At 37.1% G+C, this 15,528-nt stretch carries 16 protein-coding genes; 3 read left to right on the top strand and 13 right to left on the bottom strand.

From position 1 onward, the window contains the following. The first annotated feature begins 5 nt into the window (after positions 1-5). The gene (locus tag NE363_RS10170; protein WP_445534974.1) at positions 6-419 is read left to right on the top strand and encodes an ExbD/TolR family protein; all 414 of its coding nucleotides are present in this window, start codon (positions 6-8) and stop codon (positions 417-419) included. Between the two features lie 39 nt (positions 420-458). Here the strand turns inward: NE363_RS10170 and NE363_RS10175 are convergent, their stop codons facing one another. The 4 genes from NE363_RS10175 to NE363_RS10190 form a co-directional block, all read right to left on the bottom strand. Further along, the gene (locus NE363_RS10175) at positions 459-938 is read right to left on the bottom strand and encodes a GNAT family N-acetyltransferase (protein WP_445534975.1); all 480 of its coding nucleotides are present in this window, start codon (positions 936-938) and stop codon (positions 459-461) included. 102 nt (positions 939-1,040) lie between these two features. Further along, positions 1,041-3,206: a malate synthase G gene (locus NE363_RS10180; RefSeq protein ID WP_077164009.1), complete on the bottom strand. Its 2,166-nt coding sequence runs from the start codon at positions 3,204-3,206 to the stop codon at positions 1,041-1,043. A 369-nt stretch (positions 3,207-3,575) separates the two neighbouring features. Next, positions 3,576-4,718 carry a cell division protein ZapE gene (gene zapE / locus NE363_RS10185; protein WP_004701955.1) on the bottom strand — a complete coding sequence of 381 codons (1,143 nt, stop codon included), beginning with the start codon at positions 4,716-4,718 and terminating at the stop codon, positions 3,576-3,578. An 83-nt stretch (positions 4,719-4,801) separates the two neighbouring features. Beyond that, positions 4,802-5,821 (bottom strand): AraC family transcriptional regulator, encoded by a 1,020-nt coding sequence (locus NE363_RS10190; RefSeq protein WP_223861052.1) that lies wholly within the window; start codon positions 5,819-5,821, stop codon positions 4,802-4,804. Positions 5,822-5,942: 121 nt separating this feature from the next. Here NE363_RS10190 and NE363_RS10195 point away from each other — a divergent pair, with 121 nt between their 5' ends. Together NE363_RS10195 and NE363_RS10200 are read left to right on the top strand one after the other, a co-directional pair. Then, a complete protein-coding gene (locus NE363_RS10195) occupies positions 5,943-7,490 on the top strand; it encodes a flavin-containing monooxygenase (RefSeq protein ID WP_134261629.1) in 1,548 nt (515 codons plus the stop codon). Between the two features lie 46 nt (positions 7,491-7,536). Beyond that, complete coding sequence (locus tag NE363_RS10200; protein WP_134261628.1) at positions 7,537-8,448, top strand: lysine exporter LysO family protein; 912 nt, start codon at positions 7,537-7,539, stop codon at positions 8,446-8,448. On the opposite strand, the gene pyrF is transcribed toward NE363_RS10200, so the two are convergent. From pyrF to ung, 9 genes are all read right to left on the bottom strand, one after another. Beyond that, positions 8,445-9,143 carry an orotidine-5'-phosphate decarboxylase gene (pyrF, locus tag NE363_RS10205; protein WP_025465262.1) on the bottom strand — a complete coding sequence of 233 codons (699 nt, stop codon included), beginning with the start codon at positions 9,141-9,143 and terminating at the stop codon, positions 8,445-8,447. The genes NE363_RS10200 and pyrF overlap by 4 nt on opposite strands. A 169-nt stretch (positions 9,144-9,312) precedes the next feature. Then, positions 9,313-9,678: a lipopolysaccharide assembly protein LapA domain-containing protein gene (locus NE363_RS10210; RefSeq protein ID WP_004701960.1), complete on the bottom strand. Its 366-nt coding sequence runs from the start codon at positions 9,676-9,678 to the stop codon at positions 9,313-9,315. 22 nt (positions 9,679-9,700) lie between these two features. Then, positions 9,701-10,003: an integration host factor subunit beta gene (locus NE363_RS10215; protein WP_004701961.1), complete on the bottom strand. Its 303-nt coding sequence runs from the start codon at positions 10,001-10,003 to the stop codon at positions 9,701-9,703. A 156-nt stretch (positions 10,004-10,159) separates the two neighbouring features. Next, positions 10,160-11,833: a 30S ribosomal protein S1 gene (rpsA, locus tag NE363_RS10220; protein WP_002050239.1), complete on the bottom strand. Its 1,674-nt coding sequence runs from the start codon at positions 11,831-11,833 to the stop codon at positions 10,160-10,162. Between the two features lie 104 nt (positions 11,834-11,937). After that, a complete protein-coding gene (gene cmk, locus NE363_RS10225) occupies positions 11,938-12,624 on the bottom strand; it encodes a (d)CMP kinase (RefSeq protein WP_019459000.1) in 687 nt (228 codons plus the stop codon). Positions 12,625-12,634: 10 nt separating this feature from the next. Further along, positions 12,635-13,075 (bottom strand): SRPBCC family protein, encoded by a 441-nt coding sequence (locus tag NE363_RS10230; RefSeq protein WP_107973453.1) that lies wholly within the window; start codon positions 13,073-13,075, stop codon positions 12,635-12,637. A 69-nt stretch (positions 13,076-13,144) separates the two neighbouring features. Beyond that, positions 13,145-13,648: a tRNA adenosine(34) deaminase TadA gene (gene tadA / locus NE363_RS10235; protein WP_031944487.1), complete on the bottom strand. Its 504-nt coding sequence runs from the start codon at positions 13,646-13,648 to the stop codon at positions 13,145-13,147. Positions 13,649-13,655: 7 nt separating this feature from the next. Then, a complete protein-coding gene (locus NE363_RS10240) occupies positions 13,656-14,780 on the bottom strand; it encodes an enoyl-CoA hydratase/isomerase family protein (RefSeq protein ID WP_134261627.1) in 1,125 nt (374 codons plus the stop codon). Further along, a complete protein-coding gene (gene ung / locus NE363_RS10245; RefSeq protein ID WP_004701973.1) occupies positions 14,777-15,490 on the bottom strand; it encodes a uracil-DNA glycosylase in 714 nt (237 codons plus the stop codon). Before ung ends, NE363_RS10240 begins: the two co-directional genes overlap by 4 nt. Positions 15,491-15,528: the final 38 nt, after the last annotated feature.

Below are 15,528 nucleotides of genomic sequence, written 5' to 3' on the forward strand. Positions count from 1 at the left end.
ATCTTATGGGTATGAATGTCGGTTCAAATAATGATGATGATGTGATGTTAGAAGTCAACATGACACCGCTTATTGATGTCATGTTGGTACTCATTATCATGTTTATTATTACCATACCTGCACCCAACAACGCGATTAATATTAATTTGCCAAATGGCACACCGCCACCAACAAATGAAAAGCCACCCGAAGTTATTGATGTAAGAATTGATGCCGTAGGCAAAGTATTTTGGAATAACCAAGAGGTTTCTGACCGAAAGGCGCTAGAGACTTTATTTCAAGGTGTTGTTGCTAAAAAAGATCAAGACCAGATCAAACTCAAACCAGACCAATTGGCTGAATATAAAAATGTAGCGATGGTCATGGCTACGGCACAGCGTTTAGGCGTCACTAAAATTGGAATTGTAAGTAGTAACTAATATTACTTTTCAATCTATTTAACTCTATTAACTCCTGCGCTAACTTGAATCTTCAGTTAGCGTTTTTTTTGAAGCCGAAATATTCAACTCTAAAATAATATCACCACACTCATCATATTCTCCAGTTTCTATAAAACCCATTTTCTTATAAAGTTTTCCAGCAATGTTATTAGAAGATTTATACATCGTTCTAATTCGTTTAGCTCCTTTTGCAGCTATTTCATCAATTGCCATTTGCAACGCTGTGGTACCATAACCTTTAGCTTGATGATCTTTGCTAATCATAAAACGAAATAACCAAAATAATGTCTCATCAGGTGGATCAATTTCGACGCAATACATTAGGAACCCAACGACTTCATCATTAAAACAGATGACTCTTGGACAGTAATGTTCTTCTACTTTAGACTCAGCAATAGAATATACATTTGGTGCAACATAGTCCCTTTGAGAATAATCTAATGATAATTTTGCACATAGAAGCCAATTCTCACGCTCGAGATTTTTTAAGTCAATCAAACTTGAATCCTTTATTTATAAATTCACACCTTATCTGTAAGCACAAAACATACCGAAAATAAAAAAGCCCCCGAAGAGGCTTTTTTTCAAAACAGGTTAAAATTAGTCACCTGTATAACCTTTTAACTTTAAACGAGCAGCATGAAGTAACGGCTCAGTATAACCAGAAGGCTGTTCACAACCTTTAAAGATAAGATCAGAAGCTGCTTGGAAAGCAATATTCGTTTCAAAGTTAGCTGCCATTGGTTTATACAATGGGTCATTCGCATTTTGCTCATCAACAATTTTTGCCATGCGTTTAAGCACTTCTTCAACTTGTTCACGAGTCACAATACCGTGACGTAACCAGTTCGCAACGTGTTGAGAAGAAATACGCAATGTTGCACGGTCTTCCATTAAACCTACGTTGTTAATATCAGGAACTTTTGAACAACCCACGCCTAAGTCAACCCAACGAACAACGTAACCTAAAATACCTTGGCAGTTATTTTCAAGTTCATTGTTGATCTCTTCTGCTGACCAGTTTGTTTCTGGTGCAAATGGAGGAGTTAACAAGTCATCTAATGACAACATTTCTTCAGCTTTTAACTGATCTTGACGCGCTTTTACATTTACTTGATGGTAATGCATCGCATGAAGTACAGCACCAGTTGGTGATGGAACCCAAGCACATGAAGCACCAGCATTTGGATGAGCAGCTTTAGTTGCTAACATATCTTTCATACTATCTGGTTTTGGCCACATGCCTTTACCAATTTGAGCTTTACCTTGTAAACCACATTTCAAACCAATGGCAACGTTACGATTTTCGTAAGCAGCAATCCATTTTTGTGTTTTAACCGCTTCTTTACGAACAACTGGTGCAGCTTCCATAGAAGTATGGATTTCATCACCTGTACGGTCCATGAAGCCAGTGTTAATAAAGATAGTACGATCTTTAGCAGCAGCAATACAGTTTTTCAAGTTTACAGATGTACGGCGTTCTTCATCCATAATACCGATTTTTAAAGATTTCGCGGGTAAACCTAATGCTTGCTCAGCACGTTCAAATAATTCAACAGCAAAAGCAACTTCTTCTGGACCATGCATTTTTGGCTTAACAATATACATAGATCCTTTACGAGAGTTTTTATTTTCGTTCGTACTACGGATATCAGCAACTGATAACAATGGAGTTACCAATGCATCCATAATACCTTCGAAAATTTCTTCACCATCTACCAAAATAGCAGGATTCGTCATTAAGTGACCTACGTTACGAAGTAACATAAGTGAACGACCATGAAGTTTTGTTGTTCCACCAATTAAGTTTTTAATTTCACGGTCTTTGCTTAAAGCACGGACAATTGTTTTACCATTCTTTTCGATAGATTCTTGAAGTGTACCCTTCATTAAACCTAACCAGTTACGGTAACCTTCAACTTTTTCTTCAGCATCTACAGCTGCAACAGAGTCTTCAAGATCTTGAATCGTCGTAACCGCAGCTTCAAGTGTTAAATCTTTAACACCCGCTAAATCAGTTTGACCAATTGGGCTATTTGCATCGATTTCAATAATGACATGCAAGCCATTACTTAAAAGTACAACTTCTGAAGGATTTGCTTCTTCACCATTAAAACCAACGAACTGAGCTTCATGAGCTAAACCTGTTTGAGTCCCATCTTTTAAAGTCACAACAAGTTTATTTTGCTCAATTGCATATTTAGTTGCATCTGCGTGTGAGCCTTGTGCAAGTGGGAAAACTTCATTTAAGAAGTTTTTAGCAAACTCAATTACTTTAGCACCACGTACAGGGTTATATCCTTTCCCTTTTTCAGCACCACCTTCTTCTGAAATTACGTCAAAGCCGTAAAGTGCATCATATAAAGAACCCCAACGTGCGTTTGCTGCATTTAAGCAATAACGTGCATTACGTACAGGTACTACTAACTGCGGCCCTGCTAATAATGCAATTTCTTCGTCTACATTTTCAGTTGTGATCTGGAAATCTTCAACTTCTGGTAATAAATAACCAATTTCAGTTAAAAACGCTTTATAAGCACCTAATTCAAATTTGTTATTACGGTGCCATTCATCAATTTTTGCTTGTAATTCATCACGCTTAGCCAATAACGCTTTATTTTTTGGACTAAGATCGACAACAACTTGCTCAAAGTTCTTCCAGTAAGTTTCACTATCTAAACCAGAACCTGGTAAAGCTTCATTTTCGATAAAATCGTAAAGTTCTTTAGCAATCGCTAACTTGCCTTTTTGAATACGTGCAGTCATTGTCTTTCCTGAAGTTGCTACTTTTTATACCAAGAGAAACCTAGTATACCGATTTAAATTAAGCTGAATACTAATATCACATTCCTAAATAGTAAGCATTTTCCGTTGCAAAACTATTGACAAAGATAAATTTTTCTATATAGGAAAATATTAAAATTCTAACTAGGTTTCTCAACAATTTATTCAATATTTAAAAATACTGAAACTAGACTTTTTGTTAACAAACAAAAAATTTCAGTATCTGATTTTTCTAAAGCGTATTTAGTTATATCAAACTTTAAGCTGTGAAAAAGCACTATTTAATTAAATTTATCAATTTTTTGTTATAAAAAAAGCGCTCTATCTAGAGCGCTTTTCACAACTATCTTCTTAAGAAGTTTTAGCTTCATCAATTTGTCGGTGTTCTGAATGCAAATAATCATCTGACTGCATTTCCAACAAACGAGAACGCGTACGCTCAATTTCAAAAGCTAATTTCTCGCCTTGATAGATATCAATGATACTATCTTGAGAAGTTAAGAGTAATTTCACGCCACGGTCATAAAACTCATCGACTAGATAAATAAATCGACGCGTTCCTTCTGACAAGAAGTCGGTTAAGTGCGGAACATTGCTGACCAGAACTGTATTATAAATATTAGCAATTTCAATAAAATCTGCTGGGCTACGTGGCTTTAAACAAAGTTCAGAAAACTCACACCATAAAACATCTTCGGTGTGACCTAGCGTTTCAACAACACGGTTATTGATCACAATTGGTTCTTGAGAATTTGCTTGCGTATGCGTTAAGGCAGTATAACGCTCAGATATCCAACTTTGCGCTTCATTACCTAAAGGCGATTTGAACAATTGAGCTTGTTTCAAAACACGTAAACGGTAATCTACGCCCGCATCTACATTTAAAATAGCACAATTCTTTTTAACCATTTCAATGGTAGGTATAAAACGGTCGCGATGAATGCCATTTTTATATAAACCGTCTGGTGCAATATTCGAAGTAGCAATCAGTGTTACTCCACGAACAAATAACTTCTGGAATAAATCACTCAAGATCATTGCATCTGTTACGTTTGAAACGAAAAACTCATCAAAACAAATAACAACCGCATCTTTATAAATTTGATCAGCCACGATATCGAGTGGATTACGTTGACCAGAAAGTTTATTTAATTCTTTATGAACGTGTTGCATAAAGTGATGGAAATGCATACGTGTTTTACGACGAAATGGCACAGACTCATAAAATTGGTCCATTAACCAAGTTTTTCCTCGACCTACACCACCCCACATATACACGCCTTTTGGAGAGGTTTGGCGACGGAAGCGACGGAAAGCTTTCTTAGAAGCTTTATAGCGGTTTAAAAGTTCCTTCCAAACACGATCTAATTCTTGCACTGCCTGTGCTTGTGCTTCATCTGCCATAAACTGGCCTGAAGCCAATGCCTCAGCATAGCGCTCTGCTGGGGAAGAAGGAGTAAAAGCAGTACTATGAGAAGATTTTAAATTTAACATATCATTTTATTTCAATTTTAACTGAAGAGAGTATAGCGAACATTTTGTCCGACCACATTAGCTTTTAGCATCAAGAGTTATGCTCAGTAAAACTCTTTCCCATATTGCCGAGGACTCTGCCCAAACCATCTTTTAAACGCATGATTAAAAGCTGCAGGTTCAGAATAGCCAAGCGACTCAGCAATAACTTCTATTGAATATTCTTTATATTCCATAAGTTTAAGCGCCTTATTCTTAATAATCTGTTCACGAATCTGTTTGTAACTCGTATTAAGCTGCTGCAATTGATGCCTTAATGTCCTTTCAGGCATTTTTAAAGCGAAAGCGGTTTCCGCCATGCTCGGGATAATTCCTTGTTGTAGCTCTAGATAATCTTGTACATATTGAATAATGGGTGGTATTTGATGATCTTGCTCATTTAATCGTTTTATTTCTTTAATACATTTCGCTTCATAGATACGATGAGTAATGATATCCGCTGAAGGAACTTTCATTCCAAGCACATTCTTACTTAGGCTAAATGCTGCATGTGTAGAATTAAAATGCAGATCATCTCCATAATATGAGAAATATTGAGCAACGGTATCTGTATTATTTGGTTTGGGAAATGGCAAATCTATACGCATAAGAGGCATTGTTAAGCCCATCATGGTGTAAATATCTTGAATAAATTTATAAGTCCCTGAAATTTCACACTGGGCACGAAGCAAACCAATCTCTGTTTTTAAGTCGACAGGTAAATAGTTCAGAATGATATGATTTTCAGTTTCTTGTAAACTTAAAGTACCAAATAAATGAGTGAGTTTTTGATACTGTATGCCTTTTTCCAATGCAGTTTGTATATCTTGGCTTGTTACAAGTAGCATTAATAAAGGACCATAACCTGCTAATGCATAGTGCTGCCCTATGAACAATCCTTTTTCGGGATCAACATTTTCACTAATAATTTGTTGAATATCCCACTCTAAACTATCGTGAATTGTTGAACTTGGGTCCAAAGAATCTACTTTAATGCCTATATTAGCCAAACGTGAGTCGACATCAATGCCCGCATTGCGCATTCCTTGAATTAAATAGATTAAACCAAGTGCCGATCGTTTCATTCTTCTATCAATTTCCCTAGACTGAAATGTTTTACTATAAAGAAGGAATAAAATTAATTGCCGAATATATCAATTTTCACGTCGGTACAATCATGTTTAAACTGATCAAAAAACGTTAGTCTTGCCTACAATCCTCTTTACGGTATATGCAGGGTTTACAATGCACAGTCCAAAACAAAACGCTATTCAAAAAACTAAAATCGCAATTATTGGTGCTGGATTCGGTGGCCTTGCAATGGCTATTCGTCTATTACAGAACAAGCAAACAGATTTTCTTATTTTAGAAAAGTCTAATGATGTGGGTGGAACTTGGCGCGAAAACCGCTATCCAGGAGCTGCATGTGACGTTCAGTCGCATATGTATTCTTTATCTTTTGCACCTAAAACTGACTGGTCAAAACGCTATGCAGAAGCACCAGAAATTTTTGACTATATTCAAGATATAACTCATAAATATCAAATTAAAAACTACTGTAAGTTTAATCATGAAGTTACTTCTGTTCAGTATGATGAAACGCGCCATGTATGGACGTTAGACTTTACAAACCAACCTTCTCTCGAAGCACAATTTGTAGTATTTGCTTCTGGTCCCTTACATATTCCGCAAATCCCTCATATTCGCGGTATCGAAAAATTTAAAGGTAAGGTATTTCATTCATCACAATGGGAACATAACTATAACCTTATAGGTAAATCAGTTGCCTCTATTGGTACAGGTGGTAGTGCAATTCAATATATTCCAGAAATTGCAAAAGATGTTAAACAACTATATGTGTTTCAAAGAACAGCAGCATGGGTGATTCCACGAGATGAGCGCAAATACTCAAGCTTAAGTAAAGCCTTATTTAAAACATCTAATCTTTATAGACAAATTCATCGCAGTCGCCTTTATTGGAGTAACGAATCCCGCGTTGTGCCAATTGTTCAGCCGCAAATCATGAAATATGGGCAAAAATTAGCTGAGGCTTTTATACGTTTCCAAGTCAAAGATAAAGAATTAGCTAAAAAACTTACACCAGACTTCGTGATGGGTTGTAAACGCATTCTTATTTCAAATAAATACTTTCCGACATTTAACCGTAAAAATGTTGAATTAGTGATAGATGGTATTCAAGAAATTAAAGAGCACAGCATTATCACAAAAGATGGAAAAGAAAGACCTATCGATTGCCTGATTTATGGGACTGGTTTTATTACCGACCCACGTATTTACTTAAAACATTTTACTTGTATTGGTCGTAACCAAATTGAATTAAAACAAGCTTGGAAAGATGGTGCAGAAAGTTATTATGGCATTATGACCAAGAATTTTCCTAATTTATTTCAACTCGTTGGACCAAATACTGTTTTAGGTCATAACTCAGTTATTTTTATGATTGAGTCACAAGTTAATTATATTTTACAGCTGATTGAACTTGTCGATAAATCTGGCCAACATGCGATAGAAATTAAACTGGAAGTCCAAGATGCTTTCAATGAAAGAATACAGAAACAACTTCAAGGCACAGTATGGCAAGCTGGGGGGTGTAATAGCTGGTATCAGGCTGCCGATGGAAAGAACTTTTCCTTATGGCCAACTTACACTTGGAAGTATTGGCTAGAAACCCGTAAAGTGAATACCAAAGATTATTTGTTGCTAAATAAATACTCTAAAAACTATGCAGCATAAAATGTTCAATACATAATAGATAGGTTGATAACAATCTATCTATTATATGCAATCTGTTAGCCTCATTATTCAAATTTTTATTGTCATAGCTTTTGGCTACTTTTTAGGCCCTAAACTTTCGTTAAATATTCGAAAATTTATTTTCAAAGTTTTGCCCTATTTTTCTTATATTTTACTCACAAGTGTTGCTTTAGAATTAACTCTTGCGCTTGATCAAATTAACAATCCTTCTACCATACTGCCACCTGCACTATTAATTGCAGTCACCACATCATTCGGTTCCTTTTTTACATGTTTATTAGCGTATACAGTTTTTGATAAAGAAAGTGTAAAAGGAAAAATTTCACTTCAACTTTTTATAAATGCTTTAAAAAATATTGCGAAGGCATTTTTAGCTTTAGCTGCAGGTATCATTTTAGGTATTTTTTTAACTCGATTAAATGTACATATTCCATTTAATAGCTGGTATTTGTTATTAGTTTTTATTTTTCTGATTGGTATCGAATTAGCTTTTACTCATTTTAATCGAACATGGTTAAGCTGGAAAATCCTTATTGTGCCATTGGCTGCTTTTATAGGTTCATGTATAGCTGGGTTTCTCAACTATTTCTTACTAGGTAACCATTTTACACTCAACGAAATGCTAGCCTTGGCTCAAGGCTATGGCTGGTATTCAATGTCGGGTATTTTATTTACACAGTTACATTCAGCCGAGTTAGGCGGAATTGCTTTACTTACAGATCTATTTAGAGAAATAGTGGCAATTTTACTAATGTATACAATGGGATGGCGTTTTCCGCGTCCAGCAATATCAAGTGCTGGCGCTACCTCAATGGATGTAACATTAGCTATGGTAAAACAGTCATGTGGCACACATTATGTACCACATGCCATGATGAGCGGCCTACTTTTAAGCTTACTCGCTCCACTTTTAATTACTGTGTTTTTAAACTTTTAAGCAATTGAAGCAAGAATTGATTTCAACATCTGAGTTGGATCTTCTGCTTTCGTAATTGGACGACCAATAACTAAATGAGTAGAACCATCAAGCATTGCTTGTTTTGGAGTCACAATACGTTTTTGGTCATCGGCATTGCTACCTTCTGGACGTATTCCTGGAGTAACTAAAGAAAAATCTTGTCCAATTAATTCACGGAGAATTTTAGCTTCTTGAGCAGAACAGACCACACCATCTAAACCACTGTCTTTGGTAAGTTTAGCCAATCTTTTAACTTGCTCTACAGGTTCGATATCTAAACCAATATCTTTTAAGTCCTCACGCCCCATTGAAGTTAAAACTGTTACTGCAATTAGCTGAGTTTGATAATTACCTGCCTTTAAGCGCTGTACACAGGTCTCCATCATTTTACGACCACCTGATGCATGTACGTTCACCATCCATACCCCCAAATCTGCTGCAGCACATACAGCTTGAGCAGTTGTATTAGGAATATCATGGAATTTTAAATCGAGGAAAACTTCGAAATTTTCATCTTGAAGTTTTTTTACAACAGATGGGCCTTCATGAGTAAAAAGCTCTTTACCTACTTTTACACGGCATAACGTAGGATCGAGTTGTTCAACAATTTTTAAAGCGTCATATTGGCTTTTAGCATCTAACGCAACAATGATACTCAAGAGACTTTCTTCCATCACATAAAATCAGCGCTATTATAATAGACAAGTCAGCTACTAATAAAGAAATCTATTGAGACAAGTTTTTGAATAAGAAAATATTGATTTTGAATTTATTTAGTAATTGAAATATAGAAATGAAAAATACTACTCTTTATAACTGGATAAAGAGTAGTATCAAAAATAATTATAACGGAGTAGAGTTTTTATCTTGCGGATAAATATCTACAACAGTTTTTTCATGTCTTACATTTGCAGCTGCTTCTGCCGCTGCCAATTGAGCAGTTTGAATTTGTTCTTTTCTCAAATGATCAATATCTTTACGAAGACGTTTGATTTCCCAGCCTTTTTGAAAGACTCGGAAAACTTGCACACCTAATAAAAGTCCAACCACAATTCCAAGCGCTAAGGTAAGCAACAATAATAGCCCTAAACGCATTGCTGGAACTTGAGTAAATAATAAATCAACAGGAAGTTCTGTTGGGTTCTGCAAAACGAGTGCTAAAGAATAGCCAAATAAAATAATGAGTAATGCAATTAGAATATAACGCATAGGCACCCCTTATGAGTTTTATTTATTTTCCAGATTCATTCACTGCATCACGTAGTGCTTTACCTGGTTTAAAGTGCGGAACCGCCTTTGCTGCAACATCAACTGACTTACCAGTTTTAGGGTTGCGACCAACTCTAGGTTCACGGTGATGTAAAGCAAAGCTACCAAAACCACGGATTTCAATACGGTTGTCCGTCGAAAGAGCTTCAATCATTTGATCAATCATGATTTTAACCGCTTCTTCCACCAAAGGTTCAGCCAAGTGTGGATTTTTTAGCGAAATGCGTTCGATTAAATCAGACTTATTAAGAGCTTCAGTAGTCATCTACGACCTCGTTATTTATTACTACTCTAAGTCGTTTGATAATAACCTGTTTAAATACAAAACGGTAGCGCAGTATGTTGAATACTACGCTACCGTTTACAGTAATTTGTATAAAAAGTACAATTTCGTTACATGAAACTGTACTTTGTTAACTTATTACTTCATTTGTGCTTTGATCAAGTCACCAATAGTCTTAGGACCATTTTCTTGAGAAGCAGATGCTGTACGTAAGTTAGCAACTGCTTCTTTCTCTTCAGCTTCGTCTTTCGCTTTGATAGACAAGTTGATAGAGCGAGATTTACGATCAACGTTGATGATTTTCGCTTCAACTTCTTGACCAACTTCTAAGAATTTAGTCGCATCTTCAACGCGGTCACGGTTGATTTCAGAAGCTTTAAGAGTTGCTTCAACTTCGTCAGCTAACTTAACAGTTGCGCCACGAGCATCAACTGCAGTCACAGTACCTTTAACTAAAGCACCACGTTCGTTAGCAGCTAAGAAATCATTGAACGGATCGCTGTTCAATTGCTTGATACCAAGGCTGATACGGTTACCTTCAGCGTCTACAGACAAGATAACAGCTTCAACTGTGTCACCTTTCTTGTAACGACGGATAGCTTCTTCGCCTTGTTCGTTCCAAGAAATATCAGACAAGTGAACTAGACCGTCGATACCGCCATTTAAACCAATGAAGATACCAAAGTCAGTGATAGACTTGATTGTACCTGAAACTTTTTCGCCTTTCTCATGAGACTTAGCAAACTCTTCCCATGGATTAGCACGAGTTTGTTTGATACCAAGGCTGATACGACGACGTTCTTCGTCAACTTCAAGAACCATAACATCAACTTCGTCACCAATCTGAACAACTTTAGATGGGTGGATGTTTTTGTTAGTGTGGTCCATTTCAGAAACGTGTACTAAACCTTCAACGCCTTCCGCGATTTCAGCGAAACAACCGTAGTCAGTTAAGTTAGTAACACGTGCTTTAACGATAGAACCTTTAGGGTAACGGCTCATGATCGCTAACCATGGATCTTCGCCTAATTGCTTAAGGCCTAAAGATACGCGGTTACGTTCACGGTCAAATTTAAGTACTTTAACAGTAACTTCTTGACCAACTTCAACAACTTCTGAAGGATGCTTGATACGCTTCCAAGCCATATCTGTGATATGAAGAAGACCATCAATACCGCCAAGATCAACGAATGCACCGTAATCAGTAAGGTTTTTGATAGTACCTGTAACTGTTTGACCTTCTTCAAGTTGAGCAAGTAATGCTTCACGGTCAGCAGAAGATTCAGCTTCCATAACAGCACGACGAGATACAACAACGTTGTTACGTTTAGCATCAAGTTTGATTACTTTAAACTCTAACTCTTTACCTTCAAGGTGAGTAGTGTCACGGATAGGACGAGTGTCAACTAATGAACCTGGTAAGAATGCACGAACAGGACCGATGTCAACAGTGAAACCGCCTTTAACTTTACCAGAGATAACACCAGTAACGATTTCGCCATCTTCAAAGATTTTTTCAAGTTTAGTCCAAGTTTCAGCACGTTTAGCTTTTTCACGTGATAAAACTGTTTGACCCATACCGTTGTCAAGAGCTTCAACAACTACGTCAACAGTATCGCCAACCTGAACTTCAAGTTCACGTTGTTCATTTAAAAATTCAGCACGATCAACAATGCCTTCTGATTTAAGGCCAGTGTCAACAGTAACCCAGTCGCTATCGATGTTTACAACAACACCTTGGATGACTGCACCCTTTTCAACGTTGAGGTTTAATTCACTTTCTTCAAAGAGGGCTGCAAAAGATTCGGTCATGATATACCTGATAAATTCAGCGGTCTTGGATCAGACAAGGCCGGTTTAGTTAAGTATCAACATAGTCTTTATAGACTGATCAAGCTATGCGTCAACTGATAATCTTAGTTGCTAACAGTACGGCTATTGACATAATCAACCATTAACTTAAATACTTGATCGATCGTTAATTCCGAACTATCAATAATATAAGCATCTGCGGCTGGCTTGAGAGGAGCAACTTCTCGCTCCATATCTCTTTTGTCACGCGCTTGTATATTAGCTAAAATGTCGTTTATTTTAGCATCTAGCCCCATGCCCTGCAACTGTTTTACTCTTCGCTCAGCACGTGACTCAGCCGAAGCTGTCAGATAAATTTTTGCATTAGCTTCTGGGAAAATTGATGTTGCCATATCTCGGCCATCTGCAACTAAACCTGGAGTTTGCGCAAATGCTCTTTGACGATCAAAAAGTGCTTGTCTAAGTTCAGGAATTGCTGCAACTTTAGATGCATATTCACCAACTCGCTCTGTGCGGATGGTTTGCGATACATCTTCTCCATCAAGGAAAACTAATGTTCCCTCAGGTGAAGTTTCAAACTTGATATTAAGCTGACGAGCATAATTCACACACTCATCTAAATGGCTATCTAATTTTTCCAATAAATCATGTTTATGTAATGACAACCCTAACAAACGATACAAGGCGCCAGAGTCAAGTAAATGAAATTGATAATATGCAGCAAGTTTTGCCGCTAATGTTCCTTTACCCGAACCACTCGGACCATCAATAGTAATAATTTGAACTGTCATTGAACTCTCACTAAGAAGCAAATGCTTTAGCTAATCTCGAAAAGCCTAGTGTAATCGCTAGTTTTAGCTGTGCAAGAATTAATTTACTTACAACGGGGGCTTTTGCCGTTAATTCGATACGATAAGTAACCAAAGTAATATAAGGGGTAATTTCAGAAAACTCGATACGACCTAAATGGTGTTTAACTAAAGGATTATCAATCAATTTATATTCAATACGCTTGTTTTCTTCGAGATGAGTAATTTCTTCTTTAAGCGGTTTAATTGCACCAAATCCCATACGACGAATAGAACCAACCCCATCTGGTCTTTCAGGATCTGCTGAGTCTTTCACACGTACAACTTGTAGTGGAGCAAATGCCTTGTTGTAAGTTGCATGTTTAGAAAGCAGGTTAAATACATCACACAGCGGAGCATTAAATTCTTTTTGTATAGTAATTACATTACGCATGAAAGTTCCTTATTTAAATAAATCATGTCAATGAAACGGCGCTAGTTTGCCATAACCCCATGACATTTTTTAATCATTTAAGGACGTTTTTTGTTGTTTCTCTTTTTTCTTTTGTTCACGTCTTTGCTTAAAAAAAAGACTTAACTGTTGAGCACATTTTTCATGTAAACACCCTTGCTCAAAAGTAAATTTATGATTGTAATAACCATTTTCTAATAATTGACGCGCACTGACAAGTGAACCAGCTTTAGGTTCTGTTGTGCCAAATACAACGTGTTTAATCCTTGCATGTACTAAAGCACCTACACACATCGTGCAAGGTTCAAGCGTAACATACAAAGTTGCATCTTCTGGTAAACGATAATTTTTTAATGAGTCACAAGCCGCACGAATAGCTTGAATTTCCGCATGGGCAGTAGGATCAGATAAACCAATTGGAGCATTAAAACCTGCTCCAATTAATTTATTTTGACTTACGATTACAGCACCTACAGGAATTTCACCCTGTTCAGCCGCTAACTCAGCTTGCTCGTAAGCAAGCTGCATCCAATACTCGTTACTAAATTTGGACATTTATTGACTATGAAACTACGCCATATTGTCTAAGTAAAGCATTCCAGCTATCAATAGATGTTATTGGTGGATCATCAGCCAAAATGCCTCTCAATGTAAGGTCTTCACATGCTTTCCATTCTGGCGATAAATCTTTATCAACTAAACGAGCACGAACACCTTCGACAAAATCAGGATGACGAATTTTCCATTCAGAGATTTGCGCTTCTAAATCAAAAACTTCGTCCCAAGAATGTACTTGTTTACCCCATTGCCATAATAACCAAGTAATGGCTGCTGTGCTCGGTGAACCCTTTTGCAAGTTTTCGCTGGCTTGACGCAACCAATCACTGCTTGCATCTCGCAAGCTAACAATGGATTGATAGTCTTGTTCAAAACTTGAACCACGACAAACACTATGGATAACATCTAGGGAATTTTGTAATGGCCCAGCTGCAACTGGACGATGCAAACTATTTAAAGTATCGTCAATCGCGCGGAAATCGCCTGCTGGATAGTGAGCCCAATTAATATTAAGTACTTTTTGCAAAACATTATCACGTTGTGCTTCACAAATATGTGTCGCCCAACCAATGCTAAATGCCCCAGCAGCAGTCATAATTGAACCAGTCAAACCAGTAAATAAACCAATTTGCCCACGGTCAGCAAGGAAACGGCTTGCTCCAACATCCGGATATAGGCCAATGTTAATTTCAGGCATTGCTAAACGTGAATATGGCGTAACAAGGCGGAAAGGCGCCGCCATGAACAAGCCTAGTCCACCACCCATTACATAACCTTCACCCCACACCACAATAGGTTTGGCATAGTTATGCAACAGTAAATCCAAAGCATATTCTTGCTGGAAAAACTTATTTGCTGTTTCTACTTCTTGATTGATCACCAGCTGACGTAATTTGCGTACATCTCCGCCTGCACAAAAAGCTTTTGGTGTTGTCGAATCCAACCAAATTGCTTTTACTCGCTCATCATCACGGAAGTCTTCAAATACTCGTAATAAAGCCGTTACGATTGATTCATCTAAAGCATGTAATGATTTAGGCCGATTCAATCGTACAATACGCCAACCATTTTTCGCTTCTTCAACTACCAAATCCGGATGATAGCTATTTACATTGGGAGAGTTCATCATGCGTCCAATTGCCAGTCTATGGGCTCAATGCCATGTTGTTTCAAATATTGATTTGTTTTTGAAAACACTTTACACCCAAAGAAACCACCACGATTAGCCGCAAGTGGTGATGGATGTGCAGCTGTTAAAACCAAATGTTTTTCTCTATTTATACGTTGTCCTTTACGTTGTGCATAAGCACCCCATAAAATGAACACGATATGCTCACGTTGTTCATTTAAAACATCAATTACTGCGTCAGAAAACTCTTCCCAACCTTGTTTTTGATGTGATGTTGGTTGTCCTGCTTCTACAGTAAGTACACTATTTAATAAAAGTACACCTTGCTCGGCCCATTTAGTTAAATCACCATGGCGCGAAACAGGTACACCTAAATCAGTGTTTAATTCATGAAAAATATTACGTAAAGAAGGAGGTAATGCAATCCCTTTTTGTACGGAGAAACTTAACCCATTCGCCTGATTAGGGCCATGATATGGATCTTGCCCTAAAATAACGACCTTTACATGATCTAAAGGCGTAATATTTAAAGCACTAAAAATTTGTTTGCTTGGTGGATATATTGTTTTCTGAGCTTGCTTCTCTTGGAAGAGAAAGTCTCGCAAACTATCCATATAAGGGCTCAGCAAAAATGGAGTTAATGAGCTTTTCCAGCTTTCTTCTAATTGAACTTTACTGAGTTTGTCTTGCTGTTGCTCAGTTAATTGCATTAATGTCATCCTAGATCAATTTTCATTTCTACAAACAA

It is taken from the genome of Acinetobacter sp. G18 (assembly GCF_052660225.1).

What these genes read in the sequence shown, in the direction of transcription:
- NE363_RS10190 (WP_223861052.1), bottom strand. Translation starts at nt 5,821, where the DNA reads ATGAAACGATCGGCACTTGGTTTAATCTATTTAATTCAAGGAATGCGC.
- cmk (WP_019459000.1), bottom strand. Translation starts at nt 12,624, where the DNA reads ATGACAGTTCAAATTATTACTATTGATGGTCCGAGTGGTTCGGGTAAA.
- NE363_RS10180 (WP_077164009.1), bottom strand. Translation starts at nt 3,206, where the DNA reads ATGACTGCACGTATTCAAAAAGGCAAGTTAGCGATTGCTAAAGAACTT.
- NE363_RS10215 (WP_004701961.1), bottom strand. Translation starts at nt 10,003, where the DNA reads ATGACTACTGAAGCTCTTAATAAGTCTGATTTAATCGAACGCATTTCG.
- pyrF (WP_025465262.1), bottom strand. Translation starts at nt 9,143, where the DNA reads ATGGAAGAAAGTCTCTTGAGTATCATTGTTGCGTTAGATGCTAAAAGC.
- rpsA (WP_002050239.1), bottom strand. Translation starts at nt 11,833, where the DNA reads ATGACCGAATCTTTTGCAGCCCTCTTTGAAGAAAGTGAATTAAACCTC.
- NE363_RS10210 (WP_004701960.1), bottom strand. Translation starts at nt 9,678, where the DNA reads ATGCGTTATATTCTAATTGCATTACTCATTATTTTATTTGGCTATTCT.
- NE363_RS10170 (WP_445534974.1), top strand. Translation starts at nt 6, where the DNA reads ATGGGTATGAATGTCGGTTCAAATAATGATGATGATGTGATGTTAGAA.
- NE363_RS10230 (WP_107973453.1), bottom strand. Translation starts at nt 13,075, where the DNA reads ATGCGTAATGTAATTACTATACAAAAAGAATTTAATGCTCCGCTGTGT.
- NE363_RS10200 (WP_134261628.1), top strand. Translation starts at nt 7,537, where the DNA reads ATGCAATCTGTTAGCCTCATTATTCAAATTTTTATTGTCATAGCTTTT.
- NE363_RS10240 (WP_134261627.1), bottom strand. Translation starts at nt 14,780, where the DNA reads ATGATGAACTCTCCCAATGTAAATAGCTATCATCCGGATTTGGTAGTT.
- tadA (WP_031944487.1), bottom strand. Translation starts at nt 13,648, where the DNA reads ATGTCCAAATTTAGTAACGAGTATTGGATGCAGCTTGCTTACGAGCAA.
- ung (WP_004701973.1), bottom strand. Translation starts at nt 15,490, where the DNA reads ATGCAATTAACTGAGCAACAGCAAGACAAACTCAGTAAAGTTCAATTA.
- zapE (WP_004701955.1), bottom strand. Translation starts at nt 4,718, where the DNA reads ATGTTAAATTTAAAATCTTCTCATAGTACTGCTTTTACTCCTTCTTCC.